We start from the raw sequence: 18,855 nt of genomic DNA, 5'->3' as shown, positions 1-18,855 counted from the left end.
AGAGACAGGAATGGATACGACGAAGCGGCCGCACTCGGGATCGAGTGCGGCCGCTCGCGTATCGGTCGGGTTTTCTCGGCCCGGATCCGGTCGGCGACCGGATCGGCGCCCGCGCGCAGACGAGGGGCGCGCGGCGGGATCAGCTGTGGTACGGCTCGGCGCTGACCAGCGTCACCTTCATGGTGTTGCCGTTCGGCAGCGTGTATTCGCGGGTCTCGCCGACCTTCGCGTCGATGAGCGCGCCGCCGAGCGGGGAGTTCGGCGAGTACGTCTCCAGGTTGGAGTTGCCGCGCAGACCCTCTTCGCGGGTGGCGATGAGGAAGGTCTCGGTGTCGGACTCGTCGCCGTCGTAGTAGACCTTCACGACCGAGCCCGGCAGCGCGACGCCGGACTTGGTCGGCGCGACGCCGACCTTGGCGGTGTTCAGCAACTCCTGGAGCTGGCGGATGCGAGCCTCCTGCTGGCCCTGCTCCTCACGCGCGGCGTGGTATCCGCCGTTCTCCTTGAGGTCGCCCTCTTCCCGACGTTCGTTGATCTCCGCGGCGATGACCGGACGGTTGGCGATGAGCGCGTCGAGTTCGCCCTTGAGCCTGTCGTGCGACTCCTGGGTCAGCCAGGTCACGTTCGTCTCAGTCATCTCGATCACTCCCTAGTAGTTGTTCCCGGCGGGCCGGGATTCCCTGAGCACTGCCGCATTACCCACCTGGCGGAGGGCATGCACCAGCCGACGGCTAGAGCGATCCTGGGGGGTGGTTCTACGAACCCCGACAGGCCCGGTTCCGGGCAAACCCGAAAACCCGGAACGCGCAGCGCTGGCCGCCAATGCAGCAAACACGGCTCCGGGGTGCGGAACCGTGTATCACGCCATTTTAGCATGAATCACAAACATGCAGGTCGGAGTTGATTTTGTCGGCGTCGGGCCGTCGATTCACCCCGCGAGGCGCCGATCTGAGCGGGCGATCGCCCCGCCCGTAGGCGTTGAGTCACCCCGTCCGGCGATACTGAACTACCCCGTGCGGCGGTGCTGAATCACCCCGCCCGGAGGTATTCGGGAACCTTGTCGCTGCACCCGTAGACGTTGCCCGCGGCGGGTCGGGCGGACGAGCGGACCCTGGTGGTGAGTTCGATCGTTCCGCTCGTCGACGGGCCGATCAGCACCTCGCGGCGGCCTACCTCGGCCCCGTCGCGGTCCATCGCGCGCACGAAGCAGACCACCGGCTCACCGGGCTCGTCGCGGGTGACCTTCAACCGGATGGTCATGGTGGACTCGTCGACGATCGTGTAGCCGAGCTGCTCGGCGTCGATGTCCTCCGGACCGAACTTCTGGAACCCGAGGTAAGCGACGCCAAATCCGGCGGCCACCACCACTACGCCGAGCGCGACGGCCAGCTTGCGCCGTGGCGTCCGCGGTGTCGTCCCGTAGCGGTCGGCGTGTCGCCGCGCCTGCTCGGCGGCCGAGTCGCCGCTGCGCTCGGGCGTGGGATCGCTCGTCACTGCTCGCTCCCGGGGGGTACGTCGGAACAAAAGTCGGTCGAATGGAACTATAGGGAACGAAGACCCGACACCCGCGACCGAGAGCGATGGTGAACGAGACGTGAGTGGCCTTCGCCTCATGGCGGTGCACGCCCACCCAGACGACGAATCCAGCAAGGGTGCCGCGTCGACCGCCCGATACGCCGACGAGGGCCATGAGGTCCTCGTCGTGACGTTGACCGGCGGCGAACGCGGCAGCATCCTCAACCCCGCGATGGACACACCCGGGGTGCTGGAGCGCATCGATGAGATCCGGCGCGAGGAGATGGCGGCCGCGGCGCGTGCGCTCGGCGTGCGGCAGACCTGGCTGGGTTTCGTCGACTCCGGCCTGCCCGAGGGCGACCCGCTGCCCCCGCTGCCGGAGGGCTGCTTCGCGCTGGTGCCGCTGGAGGAGGCGACCGAGGCGCTGGTGCGCGTGGTTCGCGAGTTCCGGCCGCACGTGATCACCACCTACGACGAGACCGGCGGCTATCCGCACCCCGACCACATCCGCTGCCACCAGGTGTCGGTGGCCGCGTTCGAGGCGGCGGGCGATCCGGAGCGCTTCCCCGACGCGGGCGAGCCGTGGACCCCGCTCAAGCTCTACTACGACCACGGCTTCAGCATGAAGCGGCTGGAACTGTTCGCCGCCGAGTACGAGCGGATCGGCGAGCCCTTCCCGCTGCAGGAGTGGCTGGATCGCATCCGCGCCTACGCGGTGGAGCGCGGCGACGTGATGTCCAGGGTGACCACGCAGATCGAATGCGGCAAGTACTTCCCGCAGCGTGACGACGCGCTGCGCGCGCACGCCACCCAGATCGACCCGAACGGCGCCTTCTTCGCGATCCCGCTGGAGATGCAGCAGCGGCTGTGGCCGACCGAGGAGTTCGAGCTGGCCAAGACCCGGGTCCGCACCGCCATCCCGGAGACCGACCTGTTCGCGGGCATCGAGGACGCGACCCGGTGATGTTGGTACTGCTCGCGCAAACCCCGGGGACGCCGACCGGCCCCGAATTCGGCAAGGCCTCGCCGCTGGGCCTGGCCGTCATCCTGCTGCTGCTCGCAGGCACCTTCCTGCTGGTCCGCTCGATGAACCGGCACCTGAAGAACCTGCCGCCGACCTTCGAGCCGGAGCATCCGGAACCGGATCAGGAAGCCGACGAGGGGACCGATCACGGCGCCGTGCACCGTCCCGACGGACCCGACGACGCCGGCGCCGAGGGGCGACCGCAAACCAGCTGAGCCCAGCGCGATCGTCGGCGCGGTAGCGCGAATTCGCCCGCCGAGCCGGGATTTCCGGGCTCGGGAAAATGCGTTGTCGAGTGGGCTGACGCCCGATCGGGTGCCGAGTTCGTCACAGATCGCGCGAGAACAGGTTTCCGAACCGCGGTTCCGGCAATCGCTACGTCGATATTCAGTTCTGTTGTCGCACAACGCTTTTGCTGAGGTAGGCGAGCTACGGCGCGGTTGCTGATTCGCGACATTCGGCGGGGCGCAATCGTTTTCGCCGCCGTTCGGGCTGGACGCATCGCTTCGTGCGTCGGCCGACGCCTGTCACCCGGTCGTGCTATCAATGCTCCAACTCCGCTCGACCGAAGGATGCCCATGGACACTCTCATCGGCCAGATCGACCGCGCTCTCGACATGACCGGCGCAATCGTCGCCGCAGTCGACGACGACCTGCTCGCCGCGCCGACGCCGTGCAGCGACTGGGATGTGCGGGCCGTGCTGAACCACACGGTGGGTGGCATGCACACCTTCGCGGCCGCGCTGAGTGGGAACGATCCGCGCGGCGCGCGCGGCGACGACTGGCTGGGCGGGGACCCGCAGGGCGCCTACGCGGCCGCGGCCGAAGTGGATCGCGCCGCCTGGCGCAGACCCGACGTGCCGACGGCGACGGTGCAGATCGGCCTCGGCCCCATGCCAGGCCCGGCCGCCGCGATGATCCACCTCACCGAGGTGGTGGTGCACGGCGTCGACATCGCCCTGGCGCTCGACCGGCCCGACCTGGCCGACGACGCGCTGTGTGCCGAGCTGCTCGCGACCATGCGGAGCATGGGCGGCATCGATATCTTCCGCACACCGGGGATCTACGAGGCCGAGGTGCCGATTCCGGACGACGCCCCGCCGCACCGCAAACTGCTGGCCTACACCGGCCGTAAGTGGTGAATCCGGCGCGCGGTCGATAGGCCGCGGGCCGGACGATAACGGCGGCGCGGTCGATCAGCTCGGCCGCCGAACCGGCTGGCGAAGAATCGTCCTGGTCTTGCTGTCCGGGCTCTTGCTCGGATCGGTCAGATAGATCTCGTGGTGGCGTCCGTGGGCGGTGAGTCCTTCGGCCGCCATGAACGCCTCCATCCGCGCCAGCGTCTCCGGCTCCGTCGCGTACGGCCCGGCGTGCAGCGCCTGCACCGACTCGCCCTCGACCAGGCGCTCGAACCGCACGGGCCCCTCGCCGATCATCCCCGCGGTGACCACGTCCGGCATGCGGATCATCATGGTCCAGTGCCACTGCTCGCGCGGTACCGAGAGCGGCGGTTCGTCCGACTCGACCCACCACAGACCCTCGAGCTTCGGCACCACGAAATCCCGCCCGTCCGCCTTCGCGGCTTTCTTGGCGCGGTAGGCGGCCTGATAGAGCAGCTTGACGGCGTCGGTGTACGCCGGGCCGGTGGGCGCGCCGGAGCCGGTGATCATGGCGTAGTCGTAGCCGTCGAACGCGCGTAAGACCGGGTCGGCCGGTGCGGTGTAGTACTGCTTGTCGCTCTTGGCCAGATCGAGTTTCACGATGTCTCCTCCTGTCGGACTCGGATCGAGCCTCCGGTCTCCAGTGGCGGGAGAGTCAAGCGAAACGGGTTTCCGGCCGCCGATGGTCGGGCCTTACCGGCGACTACGTCGAATGTCAGAGCAGGCCGATGCCGCCGAAGGCAGTGCAGTCGACGGCATCGGGCTTTCAGCGGTGCGTGATGACCTCGTCATCGGCATGCCCGGGAACATGCTGTTCATCAGCTCCGGAGCATGGCGACGATCTGGTCCACCACTCCGTCGGCAGGATTCAGCCGACTACTTCACGAAGTCGCGCACGCCCTCGAAAACCGTCGACGAGGACAGCAGCGTGAGATGTCCGGGGCACAGCGTCTGGGTGTTGGTGGCACCGCTGAGAATGGTGCTCTGATCGGGGTTGATGATCTCGTCGCACGGTGACCACCAGGTGCCGTAGTTCACCTGGCCGGGGGTTTCGTCGCCGCTGTTGAGTTCGGCCAGGAAGGCTGAGCCGGGCCGCATCTCCACACAGGAGGCGTCGGCGCATCCGTTGGCGACCTCGGTGCCGTGGTTGGGGCCGCCGATGGAGACCCAGTCGTCGACGAAACCCAGGCCGTCGAGGTTCTTCAGGTACCAGCGACTGTTGAGACCGCCCATCGAGTGGGTGATGATGTCGACCTTGGCCGCACCGGTTTTCGCGCGTAGCGCATCGACCTGCGCTTTCACCTCCAGTGCGATGTCCTTGTTCGACTGTGAGCTGTCGTAGCTGAATCGTGCCATCTCCCCCGGGGAGTACCCGGCGCCCAGGAATCGGCCCCACATGTAATCCCAGTTCCACGCCCCTCCCTGCCATCCGTGGACGAAAAGGATCGGATCCCGTGCCGGCGCCGCGGTGGCCTGTGGCGTGGCTATGCCGAGTGCAGCGGTGGCCGTCGCGACCAGGGTGATCGCGGCCATCCCGAGGCGGCGCATGGTCGATGTGATGTGCATGTGTGTTGACTCCGATCTGCTCGCTTCATTGCGGGCAGACAGAAAACTAGCGTCGCAAGTTTAATCTCGCGCACTGTGAAACTTGACTATTTCAACTTGCCGCCGGATCAGGGGGATCTCTCGCGGCATTCCGTGCGGAGATCGCGGGCGAAGCTGCGCCGTGCCGCCGTGCTGACAGCAGGGGGCAAGTGTCGCGCTCGGCCCCGGGGATACCCTCGTCGTGCCGTCGCTGGACCGCCTCGGCCGCTCGCCGCAGGACCTGATCTCGATCGTGGCCGGACTCCGCAAGCGCCGGCCATGACCGCCGAACAGATCCGCCAAGCCCGCGCCATCCTGACTCGACCGGAGGAGACCGTCTCCTCGGGCGCCCGGCTCGGCTGGTCTCCCGCAGCATCGTGTCCAAGTACCTGCCCGAGCTCGGAAAAGAACGCTCCTACAGCACAATTGGGGCGACACCGGTCCGTCCAGCCATATGATCAACTTCTGATACATTTGCCCCGTGAACGGCCCGGTACCGGAGAAACAACCTGATGTCGGGCCGTCTTCGCGTCGCCGGTTTGTCGCGTTAGCGGTCTGCCTGGTGCTGGCAGTGGCTGGTGCTCTGGTTTTCGCCGATACCCTGATGCACGATACCGAGCAGCTGCAGCGCTTCGAGCAGCCTGCCGATGTCCGTTACGCCGACGGGTCGACCCACTACATCGGCCTGATCGAGGTTCGCAGTGCGCTGTTCCACCGGCGGCTGCCGTACGAGATCTACGCCGGTCGTTACCCGAACATGGGATACGGCCACTTCGTGGACGTCCCGAGCGACCATCGACTCGTCATCAGCGTCGTCGACTGGCAACCTGAAGGCGTGCGTGTGCATTTCGATTCCGCCCCCGCATTGTTCATCCCCACAGAGAATTTCACCTTCGGTCGCTGACGCAGTATGGCGGCTCGCCGTTCGTGATCGAACTTCATTCTGGGCCGATCCAGTCGAGAACTTTCGCGGCCACCGTTCGTCGCGTCGTGGTACTTGCCCAAGTCCACTGGGATCTCCTCCATCCCGGCCGCTCGACGCGCCGGTCCCTCAGCGGCGAACACTACAGTGCCGGGGACGGCCCGCTCCACCATCCACCGCATCGTCATCGACAGCACCGCCCCACGAACCTGAGCGAGAACCAGCGATCCCCAGACCTCAGTCAGGACCTGACGACTTGCGGGGACACCGACCGCCCATCGTCGTGCGCGCGCTGATTCGGTCTCGATCGGTTTCGACCGGAGGAGGTCCCGGCGGTGGCCGAGCGCCTCAGGCGGCGAAGATCGCGTCGAGTGCGCGTCGACAGGCGTGGCAGAGCTCGATGTCGGCGGGCACGCTGCCCGGACGGCGGCGAGGTCGAGCCAGTTCGGCGGCCAGCAGGGGTGCGGCGGCCCGCGCGGCGGGTCCGATCTCGGCGAAGCACTCCGCCGCGACCGTCAGCCAATGCGGCCGTGGCTCGGTGCCGGAAGTGTCGGGATCGGCGGGCTCTCCGGCGCTCAGATCGAGCAGCAGAGTCAGCGTTGGTTCGGGGTCTGCGGTGACCCGCCACAACGCGATGGCGGCGGCGGTCGTCGCCCACCGGTCCGTGTCGAGGTCGATGAGCCGACGCAACGCCGGGGCACAGTCGCCTGCCGCGAACCCCAAGGTCCCGGCGACCTCGATGGCATGAGCGCGAAGCTTCACCGCGCGCACGGCGTCATCGTCATCCGCCAGCACCGCGTGCAATTGCGCCAGCGCTGGTTCGGGATCGCCGGTGAACCGCCACAGCGCGACCGCGGCGTCCAAACGAACTCTGGGGCGGTCGTGATCCAGGAACCGGCGTACCGTCTCGACGGTCGACCGCGCGCCCACGCCGAGTTGGCCCAGCACCTCGACCAACTCCGCTTTCCTGTCCGACAGCATGCCCGCGATGTCCGGGGCGGCCGCCGCGGCCGGTTCGCCGATCGCCCCGAGTGCGCGCGCCAACCGGTAAGCCCGCATGTCCAGGTAGGGGTCCGCTGGATGAGTATGCGTATGGACCATACGGTCTCGGATGAGCGGCACCAGCTCGATCGCATGCGTGCCGAGAGGCGCCAGGATTTCCTCGAGCCGATCCGGTGTCTCGTCGAGTTCCAATGCCCAGCGCACCGCGGGCACCGCGCGTGCGTCGCCGGTGTTGGCGGCGGCCCGCAGCAGCGGACCGGGCTGGTTCAGCATGGGGAGCTCGGTATGCAGTGACAGCCACGGAAGTTCCAGCGGCTGTGGGAATCTCGTCGCCTGCCCGTGCCATTCGGTGACCCGCTCATAGCGCTCGAGTTGTTCGAGAATGCGGTCGATCACGGGTGCGGCTGCCGTTCCGAGACGAGCGAGCACCTGTGCGGCGGCGAACCAGGTTCCCGAGTCCGCCAACTGGTCGGTGATGGCTTCGAGCAACTCCACGTGATCCGTGCGCCAGGTGCGGATCAGGTCCTCGGCCAGCTCGCATGCGAAACCCCGGGCGGTCGGCAGTTCGCTGCCGATCAGGCCCCGGACGAGGTCGAATTGTTCCTCGGGCCGCGAGGCCATCCGTGTGTAGACAGTTCTGATCGGCCACACATCCCTTCGCGTGTGAAGGGTCTCGGCATGATCTCCTGAAGGCTCCAGAATCCGATGTGCGGCACCCATCACGATCGGTACCACGCGGCCGGGGAGTGCCTGCGGGTCCGCGGCCAGAAGGTGGTCCAACGCCGTCAGGTGATCTATCGGATCTTCGCTTGCGCAGAGCAATTCGGCGAACCATTGCGGAATTCCCAGACGAGCCGCCTGTTCCGGCCGGTACAGCGCGATCGCGCCGATGACCCCGATCATCGCGACTCTGATCTTCGAATCGGGTTCGAAGCCGAGTCGCGCCTGTAGTGCCGGGACCACCGTTGCCCACTGCTCTTCGCAGACAGTGAGTACCCGAACGACGGCCACGCGGATGTCCGCGTCGGTATCGTCGAGGAGATCGAGCAACTCCCGCAGTGCGCGGCCGATGGCCCGGCGGACTTCCTGCCGGTTCCGCAACGCGACACTGGCTGACAGTTCGGTATCGGACCAGAGTCGGAACGGCTGTTCCTCGTCCTCGTCCTCGTCCTCGCCCACGAGCGCGAGCGCGGCGATGAGCCGTAGCATCCTGAGCCGGTCGGGTCCAAAGGGCCGTGCTGCCAATTCGAGCAGAAACGGCGTACACAACGCCGCCAATCGCGCAGCGCGGGATTCATCGACGGGCGACCGTTCGAAGTCGTGGTCGTAGTCGTACTGATAGCCGTAGTCGTCGTCGTAGACCTTGCCGTCCGGATGCAGCTGATCCTCGAGCTCCCGCAGCGCCTCCGTGCGCTCGAAGTCATCTCCCGATGCGACCTCGCGCAACAACTCGGGAATGCCGGTATCCGATCCGTAACGAACATCCACCGACTCCCAGTCGACATCATCCAATTCGGCGGACACCCAGCACCTCCATGCGTGTACTTCCCGGACCCGAGATGTTTGCCGTCACTGTAGAGCCGCACGGTGACAACAACTTTCGATCACAGGGCCGACTCCGTACCGGGTGGCATGGTGAACCGATCGGCCAGCGTGACCGCGCGATTCTGCGTCAGCACGTGGACAACCTGGTGGACTGGAGGTCGTGGGATGCCGATGCCTTGGCCGAGGCAGGGTGCCGCGACATGCCGATCCCGCTGTCCATCGGCGACGCGAGCTGCCACTTGTGCGGCATGTGCCGCTGTTCGGTCGGCCGTCGTTGTCCGTGATGGGGATCGTCCGGCCCGGAAGCCCGTCGCGCCACCGGCAGCGCGGTGCGGTCCGTCGCCCGACCTCCAGGCACCCGAGCGAGCCCGGGGCGGAGACGCTCCGCACCGGCCCGCCTTCAGGAGCTGGGGCTGCGGCCGGACGGTTCGCTCGCCGCCCCGCGCCCGGTGGTGAGCAGCCACAGCGCCACCCGCATGGCGAGCTCCACCAGAAACGGTGGCGAGAGGGACGGGGAACATCGGTTGCGCGGGGCTGTGTGTGGACCGGTTCGTATGCCCGCCGGTGTGGCAGGCTGGAGTCGTGAACCAGTTGGCCAGCGCGACGTCCCCTTATTTGCGTCAGCACGCCGATAACCCGGTTGATTGGCGGCAATGGGATGCCGAGGCGCTCGCGGAAGCGCGGCGGCGCGACGTGCCGATCCTGCTCTCGATCGGCTACGCCTCCTGTCACTGGTGCCACGTGATGGCGCACGAGTCGTTCGAGGACGAGGCGACCGCCGCGCTGATGAACGACCACTTCGTCTGCGTGAAGGTGGACCGCGAGGAGCGGCCCGACCTCGACGCGGTCTATATGAACGCCACCGTCGCCATGACCGGTCAGGGCGGCTGGCCGATGACCAGCTTCCTCACCCCCGACGGCGAGCCGTTCTACTGCGGCACCTACTACCCGAAGCATCGGCGCGGCGGGATGCCCTCGTTCGCCGAGGTGCTCACCGCCGTCGGCGACACCTGGCGCAACCGGCGCGAGGATGTCGACAAGGCGTCGGCGCAGGTCGCCGAGGCCCTGCGGGCGCAGGCCGCCGGTCTGCCCGACGCCGATCTGACCCTCTCCGCCGCGCTGCTCGACCACGCGGTGGCGGCGGTGCTGCGCGACGAGGACGCCGAGCACGGCGGGTTCGGGAGGGCGCCGAAGTTTCCGCCGTCCGCGCTGCTCGAGGGGCTGCTGCGCAGCTGGGAGCGCACGGGCGACCAGGCCGTGCGCGATGTCGTGCAGCGCGCGGCCGACGCGATGGCGCGCGGCGGCATCTACGACCAGCTGCGCGGCGGTTTCGCCCGCTACTCGGTCGACAATCGCTGGCTCATACCGCATTTCGAGAAGATGCTGTACGACAACGCGCAATTGCTGCGCGGCTACGCGCATCTGGCGCGTCGCACGCCGCACGCGCAAGACTCGCTCGCGCTGCGTATCACCTGCGAGACCGCGCACTTCATCCTCGACGATCTCGGGACCGAGCACGGCGGGTTCGCCTCCGCGCTCGACGCCGACACCCATCTCGAACCGGGCGGCCCCGGCGTCGAGGGCGCGACCTACGTGTGGACGCCCGCGGAACTGGTCGGCGCGCTCGGTCCCATCGACGGCGCTTGGGCCGCAGACGTTTTCGGCGTGACGACGGCGGGGAACTTCGAACAGGGCACCTCGGTGCTCACCCGCTACCGCGATCCGCGGGACGCGGCCGAGCAGGAGCGGTTCGACCGGATCAGGGAGACGTTGCGCACCGAACGCGGCCGTCGCCCGCAGCCCGCCCGCGACGACAAGGTGGTCACCGCGTGGAACGGCATGGCGATCACCGCGCTCGCCGAGGCGGGTTCGGCACTCGGACGGCCGGATTGGGTGGCGGCCGCTGATCGCTGCGCGCGGTTCCTGCTCGCCGAGCACGTGGTCGACTGGCGGGTGCGGCGGGCCTCGCTGGGCGGTGCGGTCGGCGCTTCGGCGGGCGTGCTCGAGGACTACGGCTGGCTGGTCACCGGCCTGCTCGCGCTGTATCAGGCCACCGGCGATCCGGAGCGGCTCGATCAGGCGCAGCGGCTGCTGGACACCGCCGTCGAACGCTTCGCCGATGCCGAGGCGCCCGGCAGCTGGTTCGACACCGCCGACGACGCCGAAACCCTCGTCGCCCGTCCGCGCGACCCGATCGACGGCGCCACCCCGGCCGGTGCGTCGGCACTCGCCGAGGCGCTGCTCACCGCCGCCGCGGTCAGCGATGTCGAGCGGGCGGCGCGCTACCGGGAACTCGCGGAAACGACGCTCCGGCGCGGCGCGGTCGTGCTCGCTCGCGCGCCGCGCTCGGCGGGCCAGTGGCTCACCGTGGCGGAAGCCGCCCTGCGCGGTCCGGTCCAGATCGCCGTCGCCGCGGTGGCAGAGAATGCCGACACCGCAACGGAATTGCTCGCCGTGGCGCGCGAGCTCGCGCCTGGCGGCTCGGTCGTTCTGGCCGGAGCGCCGGATTCCGCACCGCTGCTCGTCGATCGGCCGTTGGTGGCGGGCGCAGCGGCGGCCTATGTCTGCCGCGGGTCGGTCTGCGACCTGCCGGTCACCACGGCAGAGGATCTGCGGGAGTCGCTGGCCCGCAGCTGAATTCGTACGGGCGACTCCGAATCACTGTGCCGCTCACCATCGCCCGGCGCGGTGGCTGCCGGATGCCGTCGGCGCGAACGCGCCCGGCTTCGGCAGACCGCGGTGCGCTCGAAGGTGAAGTTCGGTGCGGTGGTGAATGTTCCGGCGCGCAAGCTGCTCAGGCGGGGACGCGCTGCACGGCGGCATCGTCGAAGGGCGGATAGTTGTCGCCGCCCATGCGCTCGGCCGCGTCGATGTAGCCGGTGAGCGCGTCGCGGGATCGAGCGAGCCGGTCCATCTGATCGTTCAGTCGCTTCAGCCGGGAACGCATCGCGGCCAGCAGCTCGGGACACCCGGGCAGCTCGGGGGCCTCGCCGACCGCGCAGGGCAGCAGATACGCGATGTCCTCGGACGACAGACCCGCACGGAGCAGGTGCCGGATCTGCTTCACCCGCAGCACGGCGCTCTCGTCGAACTCGCGGTAACCGTTCGCGCCGCGATCGGCCTCCAGCAGACCCTGCGCCTCGTAGTAGCGCAACTGGTGAGCGTTGACGCCCGTCCGACGACTCAGTTCCCCGATTCGCATCGAATCCTCGCTTGACCTTCACACCGGTATCAACGATGACGATGCTGCCATGAACAACACCGAAACACCCGTGACAGTCATCGGACTCGGACTGATGGGGCAGGCGCTCGCGGGCGCGTTCCTGAAAGCCGGGCATCCCACAACCGTGTGGAACCGCACGACCTCGAAGGCCGACCGGCTGGTGGCCGAGGGTGCACGGCTGGCGCCGACGGTCGCCGACGCGCTCGCGGCGAGCTCCTTGACGATCCTCTGCGTCACCGACTACCAGGCGGTGTACGAACTGCTCGGCGGCAGCGAAATCGACCTGGACGGAACGACAGTGATCAACCTGACCTCGGGCAGCTCGGCCCAGGCCAGGGAAGCCGCCCGATGGGCCGGGGAGCGCGGCGCCAACTACCTGGACGGCGCCATCATGGCCATCCCGCCCGCGATCGGCACCGCCGAGGCGGTGATTCTGCACAGCGGGCCGCAGCCGGACTTCGACGCGCACAAGCCGACACTCGACGCGCTCGGCACCGTTGCCTATCTCGGTGCGGATCACGGGCTGGCGTCCCTGTACGACGTGGCGGGCCTGGCCATGATGTGGAGCGTCTTGAACGCTTGGCTCCAGGGCACCGCGCTGCTCAGGACGGTCGGTGTCGACGCGGCGACCTACGCGCCGTTCGCGCGGCAGATCGCCGCCGGTGTGGCCGAGTGGCTGCCCGGGTATGCCGAGCAGATCGACAACGGGTCTTTCCCGGCCGAAGTGTCCGCGCTGGAGACCGACGCGCGGGCGATGGCGCACTTGATAGAGGAGAGCGAGGCGGTGGGTGTCAACGCCGAACTGCCGAAGTTGATCAAGGCGATGGCCGACCGCGCGATCGCCGCCGGGCACGGCGGTGAGCAGTATCCGGTGCTGATCGAAGAGTTCGGCAAACCTCGCAGCGCCTGACCGATACCGCCGCCGGGATCGGCCGCGCGCGCCCGGCTACTCAGCTTCCGTTGCGGCGCTTCGTATTTCGGCAACGGCGCTGATCGGTGCCGGATCGTCGGCGTTATCGGCGGCGGGCTCGGGTTCGGGTGCGGTGTTGGCGACCGGTTCCGGGGCGGAGTCGCCAGTCGCACCGCTGTCAGCGCCGCCGGGTGCAGGTTCCGGAGTGGCATTGGTGAGCGCGCGGTCGTCGGCGCTTTCGGGCGTGGGTTGCGGGGTAGTGTTGTCGGACGCGCGGCTGTCGGCGCTCCCGGGTGTGGGTTCCGGGGTGATGCGGTTGGGCACGCGGCTTTCGTCGCGGCCGAGTGTGGGTTCCGGGCCGTCGTCGCCCAGGGGCGTGGGGTGCTTGGCATCGGACGGCACGCGGTCCTCGACGTCGTCGAGTGCGGGTTCGAGCGTGGTGTTGTCGGACGCGCGGCTGTCGGCGCTCCCGGGTGTGCGTTCCGGGGTGATGCGGTTGGGCACGCGGCTTTCGTCGCGGCCGAGCGCGGGTTCCGGGGCATCATCGCCCTGGATCGCGGGTTGCTCGGTGTCGGTCCAGCAGGCTGTCGGTTCCTGCATGCCGCGCAGCAGGATGTTGTCGTACAGGGTCCACTGCTCGCGCTCGTGCGGGGCCGCGGCCTCGATCACCGCGCCGCTCACCAGGATTCGGCGGGGCGCCTCCTTGGCCTCGGTGGTCAGGCGGGCGGCCTCGTTGACCGCGTCGCCGATGACGGTGAACTCCAGGCGGGTGTCGGTGCCGACGTCCCCCGCGAAGACCTGGCCGTGCGCGACGCCGATGCCGATGTCCAGCTCGCCGCTCGCGGTCACCTCGTCGCGGATCCGGCGGGCGGCGCGGAGCGCCGGAGTCGCGTTGTCCCGCAGCGCGATCGGCGCGCCGAAGATGCACAGCGCGGCGTCGCCCTCGAATTTGTTGACCAGTCCGTCGTTGTCCTCGGTCGCGGCGACGACGATGGAGAGCAGCCGGTTCAGCTTGGCGACGAACTCCTGCGGCGGCAGGCCGGTGGACAGCGCGACCGATCCGGTCACGTCCACGAAGAGCGCGGAGACGATCCGCACGTCACCGGTCAGGTCCATGCCTCCGGTGAGCGCCCGCTCGGCCACTTGCGCGCCGACGTGCCTGCCGAACACCGCGCGCATCCGTTCGCGTTCGCGCAGGTTCGCGGCCAGCTCGTTGACCGTGTGCTCGAGCCGCCCGATCTCGCTGCTGCTGCCGACCGGCACCCGGACGTTCGTCTCGCCCCTGCTGATCAGATCCAGCGCCAGCCGCAGCGTCCGCATCGGGCTCGCCACCGCGCGGGCCAAGATGGCGGTGGCCAGCGCGCCGACGCTGATGCCCACCGCGGACAGATAGATGGCGGTGCGGATGCGGTCCGACGCGGGCGTGGCCGGGTCGGCGAGTACCGCGATCAGCATGGCGAGCGGCATGGCCCCCGCGACCGCCCACGTGACGACGACCCGCATGAGCACCGAGGAACTCCAGTGCATGGTGTCGCTCAGCACGGCGGACACCACCGGAATGGTCGGCCGGATCAGCCGGTCCACGATCAGGAAGGTCACCGCCGCCGACTGCAACGCGCCGAGGGTGAACAGCGCCGCCGTCACGCCGGGTGCGTCGATCTCGGTCAGGTGGGTGAAGGTGGCCGTCACCACGATCACGCCCGGTATCCAGAGGGCGAGCGCCCGGACGGTGATCGCGATCGGCAGCCGCAGCAGTCTGCTCGCTTCCTCGGGCGTCGGCTTGCGGGTCTGGTCTAGCCAGCCGAAGTATTTGCCCCGGTCGCGCATCGCCAACCCGACACCGGCCAGGAGTCCGATCAGCGGATAGATCGCGACCAGGGCCATGGTGCGCATCCAGTCCGCACCGAGCCTGCCGAAGAACCCGCTCAGCCACAGCCCGGTGACGATCACGGCGAGACCGCTGAGGTTCGCGGTGATGACCACCGCCGACAGACCCCAGCGGGCCTTCAGCGCCCAGACGACGAGCTTGGCGATCACGACGCGCGACCACCCGCCGAGAACGTCGACCGGGTACAGGCGGCGAGAAGTGACACGAAAGAGCAGCTTATCCGGCCGAATCTCGGCGGAGGGGCGGCAATGCGAAACTCACGCAGCTCCGACAACTCAGCGCGGCGCTCTCGACGACCCGGCGAGCTCCAACGGCTCAGCGCAGCGCCGACGACCGCTCAGCGCGGCTCCCGACGACTAAGCGCAGCTTCGACAACTCAGCGCAGCACCACCAACCAGATCGCGATGTAGTGGCTCAGCGCCGCGAGCACCGTCGCGGCGTGGAAGAACTCGTGATGCCCGAAGACCGTCGGCCACGGATTGGGCCACTTGGTGGCGTAGAGGATGGCGCCGCCGCTGTAGATCAGCCCGCCGATCAGTAGCAGGATCAGCGGCGCGATGCCGATCTGGTCGTTGAGCTGCCCGGCCACCGGCACGATCGCCCAGCCGAGCAGCAGATACAGCGGTACGCCGACCCAGCGTGGCGCGGTCGGCCACAGGAGTTTCAGCGCGACGCCCGCGAGCGCGCCGGCCCAGACCACCGCGAGCAGCGTCTGCCCGGTGCTTCCCGGCAGGCCGAGCAGCGCGAACGGGGTGTAGCTGCCCGCGATGAACAGGAAGATCATCGAGTGGTCCGCGCGCTTCATCCTGATGCGGGTGCGCGGGGTCTGCCACGTGATGCGGTGGTAGACGGCGCTGATGCCGAACAATCCGCACACCGTGAGGCCATACACCAGGGTGGACCAGCCCGCCGTCGCGGACACGGTGGCCGCCTCGGCGACCAGTGTGATCCCCGCGATCGCGGCGATGCCGACCGCCCAGGTGTGGATCCAGCCGCGCATCCGCGGCTTCACCAGCGCGACGAGCGCCTCCGCCGGAGAGGTTCCGACCAGCTCCGCGTCGGCGGCGCCGACAGATTCGGACACGTGAGTGACCTCCTAGTTAACTGGTGAGTAACCTACGCGACCGTAGGTTGACTCCGGCTGTCACTGTACCGGGGAATCGCGGCCGATGCCGTGATCGTGCCTTCGAGGCGTACTGTTGGACGCCGTGGAGCTTCGGAGCCGGGTGCGTGGTCTGCCCTACCGCATCTACGAGGCCCGGCTGTCCAAGCAGCTGGCCGATAAACAACACCCACGCCACGTCGCGGTCATGTGCGACGGCAATCGCCGGTGGGCCAGGGAGAACGGTTTCACCGACGTGAGTCACGGCCACCGCGTCGGTGCGCTGAAGATCGCGGAGCTGGTCGGCTGGTGTTCGGACGAGGGCATCGAGATGGTCACCGTCTACCTGCTCTCGACCGAGAATCTCCAGCGTGACCCCGACGAGCTGGAAACGCTGTTCGAGGTGATCACCGATGTGGTCGAGGAGCTCTCGGCGCCCGAACGGGATTGGAGCGTGCGGATCGTCGGTTCGCTCGACGGGTTTCCCGAGCTGATCGCCAAGCGGTTGCGGACCGCGGCGGAAGGCACCGAGGGGCGCAAGGGCGTGCACGTCAATGTGGCGGTCGGATACGGCGGGCGTCAGGAGATCACCGACGCGGTGCGGTCGCTGGTGCGCCAGGAGATGGCGGCGGGGGAGACCGGCGAGGATCTGGTGCAGTCGATCACCGTCAACGCCATCGGTCAGCATCTGTACACCTCGGGTCAGCCGGATCCGGATCTGGTCATCCGCACCTCGGGTGAGCAGCGGCTTTCGGGCTTCCTGCTGTGGCAGAGCGCATACTCGGAGATATGGTTCACCGAGGTCTACTGGCCCGAGTTCCGCCGGGTGGATTTTCTCCGCGCCTTGCGCGATTACGCGGCTCGACATCGCCGTTTCGGGGTCTGAAACGGCCACCTTCCAGTACCGTCCGGTCTGTGCATGTTCTGACGCAGACCCCGCCGGCGCCCGCCCCGGCGCCGAACGGTGACGGACCGGGTCGGCAGATCGGTTACGAGGAGTTCGGCCGCCGCTTCCTCGAGTACGCCGTGTCCGAGGAACGCGTCGCCGCCGCGTTCGGCGAGCTGACCGGCGCGGCATTCGATGTCGGCCCCTTGCGGGTCGGCCCGGCGCGGCTGGCCAAGGTCGTCGCCCATGTGCGCCTTGGCATTCCGCGCGTGCACCGCCGCCTCGACGAGGTCATCACCTTCGAACTGGTCCTCCCGCTGCGCGTCGGCATTCTCGTCGACCTCGGCATCGATCGGCACCGCTTCGAGGTGGACGGCACGGTTCACCTGCACCTCACCGCCCGCACCGCCGAGCCGCTCCGGGTCCTCATCGACATCGCCGAACCTCGCCGGCGCGACGTGCACGTCAACGTGGCCGCGGGCACCAAACGCGCCCAACTCCTGCGCGTCCTCGTCGGCGTCGACCACGAGATCCGCCGCTTCGTCGCCCGCTACATCGCCACCGAAATCCGCAAACCCCACATCGCGGCGGTGCTCGACATCGATGTGGCGAGCCGGTTGGACCAGGCCTGGCGGTTGTAGGGGTTTACAGACCCAAGAAGATGCTGGCGAAGACCGCGGTCCACGCCCAGACCCCCGCCACGAATGCGACGGCTTCGTCGCGAGCGCGTGGAAACTTCCACCACACAACAGCCGAAATCAGCGGTGCCGCAAGCGCCACCGTGCGCCAGTTCCACGGGTAGGGAATCAGCTCGTGGTCAGGGAAGGTGCCGATGTACACGCCCATGAACGGATATGCCGCAGCGAAGGCGGCCGGAATCGTCAAGAATCGCCACCACGTCAGAGATTGCACAGTACCCCCCGTTGTGCCCCCGCATCGATCGCCCCGATACTAGCTTGCCGCGTGCAGGCTGGAAACCCTTGGGCAGCAAGGAGATAGGCGATAGGAACTAGGGGCTGGGGGATTGCAGCTGTTTGCTACTGGCTGGATGGTACTCCCGTTCGCAGCGTAACCCGTTGTGGGGAGGTGATTTACAACTTCCGAAGCCGGAGGCGGTTGATGCTGTGGTCGGCGTCCTTGCGGAGGACGAGGGTGGCGCGGGGGCGGGTGGGGAGGATGTTCTCGACCAGGTTGGGGCGGTTGGTGGAGTTCCAGATCTCTTTGGCGGTGGCGGTCGCCTGGTCGTCGGTGAAGCCCGCGTAGTGGTGGAAGTGGGCGTTGGGGTCGGCGAAGGCGGTCTTGCGCAGGGTGAGAAACCTTTGCACATACCACTTTTCGATGTCCTCGATACGCGCGTCGACGTAGATGGAGAAATCGAACAGATCCGAAACCATCAGGCGCGGACCGGTTTGCAGCACATTCAGTCCCTCGACGATGAGGATGTCCGGCTGACGCACGCAGTGCAATTTGCCGGGCACGATGTCGTAGGAATTGTGCGAATACACCGGGGCGCACACCTCGGGCGCACCCGATTTCACCTCGGTGACGAAGCGCAGCAGTTTGCGCCGGTCGTAGCTCTCCGGAAAACCCTTGCGGTGCATGATGCCGCGCCGGGTGAGTTCGGCGGTGGGGTAGAGGAACCCATCGGTTGTGACCAAATCCACACGCGGATGGTGATCCCAGCGGGCCAGCAACGCCTGCAGCACACGCGCAGTAGTCGACTTTCCGACCGCGACGCTGCCCGCGACGCCGATCACGAACGGCACCTGCTGATCCGGGTGCTTCTCCCCGAGGAAGGTGGCGGTGGCGGCGAACAGGCGCTGCCGGGCGGCCACCTGGAGGTGGATGAGACGAGCGAGCGGCAGATAGACCTCCGCGACTTCCTCGAGGTCGATCTGTTCGCCGAGGCCGCGCAGGCCGATCAGTTCTTCCTCGGTGAGCACCAGCGGAGTCGATTTGCGCAGCGTTCGCCACTGCTTACGGTCGAATTCCACATAGGGGCTCGGCTCGCTCATTCGTGCCACTTACCCGACGCTCCATTTCGGCAAACACGCACACAAGCCGGTTCGGCCCTGTGAGATTCGATCTAGCTCT

Annotated in this window: 19 protein-coding genes and 1 pseudogene; 10 read left to right on the top strand and 10 right to left on the bottom strand. The window is 68.1% G+C overall.

The genetic code is table 11. From position 1 onward, the window contains the following. Window positions 1–139: 139 nt before the first annotated feature. Complete coding sequence (gene greA / locus AC3ERS_RS07070; RefSeq protein ID WP_355001973.1) at window positions 140–637, bottom strand: transcription elongation factor GreA; 498 nt, start codon at window positions 635–637, stop codon at window positions 140–142. 392 nt (window positions 638–1,029) lie between these two features. Further along, the gene (locus tag AC3ERS_RS07065; protein ID WP_431964710.1) at window positions 1,030–1,494 is read right to left on the bottom strand and encodes a DUF4307 domain-containing protein; all 465 of its coding nucleotides are present in this window, start codon (window positions 1,492–1,494) and stop codon (window positions 1,030–1,032) included. Between the two features lie 118 nt (window positions 1,495–1,612). Here AC3ERS_RS07065 and mca point away from each other — a divergent pair, with 118 nt between their 5' ends. The 3 genes from mca (at window position 1,613) to AC3ERS_RS07050 (ending at window position 3,681) form a co-directional block, all read left to right on the top strand. Next, the gene (mca, locus tag AC3ERS_RS07060; protein WP_431965377.1) at window positions 1,613–2,479 is read left to right on the top strand and encodes a mycothiol conjugate amidase Mca; all 867 of its coding nucleotides are present in this window, start codon (window positions 1,613–1,615) and stop codon (window positions 2,477–2,479) included. Beyond that, entirely contained in the window at window positions 2,479–2,754 is a 276-nt protein-coding gene (locus tag AC3ERS_RS07055) for a hypothetical protein (RefSeq protein WP_431965375.1), read from the top strand. The genes mca and AC3ERS_RS07055 overlap by 1 nt, the downstream gene beginning before the upstream one ends. Window positions 2,755–3,117: 363 nt before the next feature. Next, window positions 3,118–3,681: a TIGR03086 family metal-binding protein gene (locus AC3ERS_RS07050; protein WP_431964708.1), complete on the top strand. Its 564-nt coding sequence runs from the start codon at window positions 3,118–3,120 to the stop codon at window positions 3,679–3,681. A 54-nt stretch (window positions 3,682–3,735) separates the two neighbouring features. Here the strand turns inward: AC3ERS_RS07050 and AC3ERS_RS07045 are convergent, their stop codons facing one another. Further along, a complete protein-coding gene (locus AC3ERS_RS07045) occupies window positions 3,736–4,299 on the bottom strand; it encodes a GyrI-like domain-containing protein (protein ID WP_431964706.1) in 564 nt (187 codons plus the stop codon). A gap of 276 nt (window positions 4,300–4,575) precedes the next feature. Continuing rightward, window positions 4,576–5,265, bottom strand: coding sequence for an esterase/lipase family protein (locus AC3ERS_RS07040; RefSeq protein ID WP_431964704.1), 690 nt, complete (start codon window positions 5,263–5,265; stop codon window positions 4,576–4,578). A gap of 205 nt (window positions 5,266–5,470) precedes the next feature. Between AC3ERS_RS07040 and AC3ERS_RS07035 the strand changes: the two are divergent. Together AC3ERS_RS07035 and AC3ERS_RS07030 are read left to right on the top strand one after the other, a co-directional pair. Next, window positions 5,471–5,566 (top strand): annotated as a pseudogene (locus AC3ERS_RS07035) (recombinase family protein); the annotation flags it as partial. Window positions 5,567–5,764: 198 nt separating this feature from the next. Next, a complete protein-coding gene (locus tag AC3ERS_RS07030; protein ID WP_431964702.1) occupies window positions 5,765–6,187 on the top strand; it encodes a hypothetical protein in 423 nt (140 codons plus the stop codon). A 366-nt stretch (window positions 6,188–6,553) separates the two neighbouring features. Here the strand turns inward: AC3ERS_RS07030 and AC3ERS_RS07025 are convergent, their stop codons facing one another. After that, window positions 6,554–8,731 carry a HEAT repeat domain-containing protein gene (locus tag AC3ERS_RS07025; protein WP_431964700.1) on the bottom strand — a complete coding sequence of 726 codons (2,178 nt, stop codon included), beginning with the start codon at window positions 8,729–8,731 and terminating at the stop codon, window positions 6,554–6,556. Here AC3ERS_RS07025 and AC3ERS_RS07020 point away from each other — a divergent pair. Then, window positions 8,638–9,036, top strand: a complete 399-nt coding sequence (locus AC3ERS_RS07020; protein WP_431964698.1) for a DUF255 domain-containing protein — start codon at window positions 8,638–8,640, stop codon at window positions 9,034–9,036. The genes AC3ERS_RS07025 and AC3ERS_RS07020 overlap by 94 nt on opposite strands. Window positions 9,037–9,334: 298 nt before the next feature. Then, window positions 9,335–11,389, top strand: a complete 2,055-nt coding sequence (locus tag AC3ERS_RS07015; protein ID WP_431964696.1) for a thioredoxin domain-containing protein — start codon at window positions 9,335–9,337, stop codon at window positions 11,387–11,389. Between the two features lie 157 nt (window positions 11,390–11,546). On the opposite strand, the gene AC3ERS_RS07010 is transcribed toward AC3ERS_RS07015, so the two are convergent. Further along, window positions 11,547–11,954 (bottom strand): MerR family transcriptional regulator, encoded by a 408-nt coding sequence (locus tag AC3ERS_RS07010; RefSeq protein ID WP_431964694.1) that lies wholly within the window; start codon window positions 11,952–11,954, stop codon window positions 11,547–11,549. A 49-nt stretch (window positions 11,955–12,003) separates the two neighbouring features. Here AC3ERS_RS07010 and AC3ERS_RS07005 point away from each other — a divergent pair, with 49 nt between their 5' ends. After that, window positions 12,004–12,885 (top strand): NAD(P)-dependent oxidoreductase, encoded by an 882-nt coding sequence (locus tag AC3ERS_RS07005; RefSeq protein WP_431964691.1) that lies wholly within the window; start codon window positions 12,004–12,006, stop codon window positions 12,883–12,885. Window positions 12,886–12,921: 36 nt separating this feature from the next. Here AC3ERS_RS07005 and AC3ERS_RS07000 read toward each other — a convergent pair whose 3' ends face one another. Both AC3ERS_RS07000 and trhA read right to left on the bottom strand, forming a co-directional pair. Further along, complete coding sequence (locus AC3ERS_RS07000) at window positions 12,922–14,922, bottom strand: adenylate/guanylate cyclase domain-containing protein (RefSeq protein ID WP_431964689.1); 2,001 nt, start codon at window positions 14,920–14,922, stop codon at window positions 12,922–12,924. Window positions 14,923–15,149: 227 nt separating this feature from the next. Further along, window positions 15,150–15,824, bottom strand: coding sequence for a PAQR family membrane homeostasis protein TrhA (trhA, locus tag AC3ERS_RS06995; protein ID WP_431965373.1), 675 nt, complete (start codon window positions 15,822–15,824; stop codon window positions 15,150–15,152). Between the two features lie 148 nt (window positions 15,825–15,972). Between trhA and AC3ERS_RS06990 the strand changes: the two genes are divergently transcribed. Both AC3ERS_RS06990 and AC3ERS_RS06985 read left to right on the top strand, forming a co-directional pair. Next, window positions 15,973–16,761 carry an isoprenyl transferase gene (locus tag AC3ERS_RS06990; RefSeq protein WP_431964687.1) on the top strand — a complete coding sequence of 263 codons (789 nt, stop codon included), beginning with the start codon at window positions 15,973–15,975 and terminating at the stop codon, window positions 16,759–16,761. A 29-nt stretch (window positions 16,762–16,790) separates the two neighbouring features. After that, window positions 16,791–17,402, top strand: coding sequence for a hypothetical protein (locus AC3ERS_RS06985; RefSeq protein ID WP_431964685.1), 612 nt, complete (start codon window positions 16,791–16,793; stop codon window positions 17,400–17,402). A gap of 4 nt (window positions 17,403–17,406) precedes the next feature. Here AC3ERS_RS06985 and AC3ERS_RS06980 read toward each other — a convergent pair whose 3' ends face one another. Then, window positions 17,407–17,646 (bottom strand): hypothetical protein, encoded by a 240-nt coding sequence (locus tag AC3ERS_RS06980; protein ID WP_431964683.1) that lies wholly within the window; start codon window positions 17,644–17,646, stop codon window positions 17,407–17,409. A gap of 206 nt (window positions 17,647–17,852) precedes the next feature. Beyond that, the gene (gene coaA / locus AC3ERS_RS06975) at window positions 17,853–18,785 is read right to left on the bottom strand and encodes a type I pantothenate kinase (RefSeq protein ID WP_431964681.1); all 933 of its coding nucleotides are present in this window, start codon (window positions 18,783–18,785) and stop codon (window positions 17,853–17,855) included. Window positions 18,786–18,855: the final 70 nt, after the last annotated feature.

The organism is Nocardia sp. bgisy134 (assembly GCF_057708325.1).
The sequence above is the reverse complement of the archived record's forward strand: the minus strand, read 5'-3'. Positions and strand labels throughout refer to the sequence as shown.

What these genes read in the sequence shown, in the direction of transcription:
- greA (WP_355001973.1), bottom strand. Translation starts at nt 637, where the DNA reads ATGACTGAGACGAACGTGACCTGGCTGACCCAGGAGTCGCACGACAGG.
- mca (WP_431965377.1), top strand. Translation starts at nt 1,613, where the DNA reads ATGGCGGTGCACGCCCACCCAGACGACGAATCCAGCAAGGGTGCCGCG.
- AC3ERS_RS07055 (WP_431965375.1), top strand. Translation starts at nt 2,479, where the DNA reads ATGTTGGTACTGCTCGCGCAAACCCCGGGGACGCCGACCGGCCCCGAA.
- AC3ERS_RS07050 (WP_431964708.1), top strand. Translation starts at nt 3,118, where the DNA reads ATGGACACTCTCATCGGCCAGATCGACCGCGCTCTCGACATGACCGGC.
- AC3ERS_RS07040 (WP_431964704.1), bottom strand. Translation starts at nt 5,265, where the DNA reads ATGCACATCACATCGACCATGCGCCGCCTCGGGATGGCCGCGATCACC.
- AC3ERS_RS07020 (WP_431964698.1), top strand. Translation starts at nt 8,638, where the DNA reads ATGCGACCTCGCGCAACAACTCGGGAATGCCGGTATCCGATCCGTAAC.
- AC3ERS_RS07010 (WP_431964694.1), bottom strand. Translation starts at nt 11,954, where the DNA reads ATGCGAATCGGGGAACTGAGTCGTCGGACGGGCGTCAACGCTCACCAG.
- AC3ERS_RS07005 (WP_431964691.1), top strand. Translation starts at nt 12,004, where the DNA reads ATGAACAACACCGAAACACCCGTGACAGTCATCGGACTCGGACTGATG.